The following is a 374-nucleotide window of genomic DNA, read 5'->3' as shown; positions in this document are numbered from 1 at the left end:
GGCGTGACGCGGTTTCATCCCGCCGTTGCCGCAGACGTACAGATTCCAGCCTTTGTCGGTGGCAATCACCCCGATATCTTTCCCCTGGGCTTCAGCGCATTCGCGGGTGCAGCCGGAGACCGCCATCTTGATTTTGTGCGGGGCGCGTAGCCCTTTGTAGCGATGCTCGAGCCGTACCGCGAGCCCGGTGGAGTCCTGCACGCCGTAGCGACACCAGGTTGAGCCGACGCAGGATTTCACCGTGCGCAGCGACTTGCCGTAGGCGTGGCCGGTTTCAAACCCGGCGTCGGCCAGCTCGCGCCAGATAGCCGGCAGCTGTTCCAGCCGCGCGCCAAACAGGTCGATGCGCTGGCCGCCGGTCACTTTGCTGTAGA

1 pseudogene is annotated in these 374 nt (G+C 64.7%); it reads right to left on the bottom strand.

What is annotated here, in order from left to right:
* Nucleotides 1-374, bottom strand: a pseudogene (locus LU493_RS19760) (nitrite reductase (NAD(P)H)); the annotation flags it as partial.

It is taken from the genome of Halomonas elongata, from assembly GCF_029081005.1.
Taxonomy (GTDB): Bacteria; Pseudomonadota; Gammaproteobacteria; order Pseudomonadales; family Halomonadaceae; genus Halomonas; species Halomonas elongata_B.
This window is presented reverse-complemented; position numbering and strand designations above follow the sequence as displayed.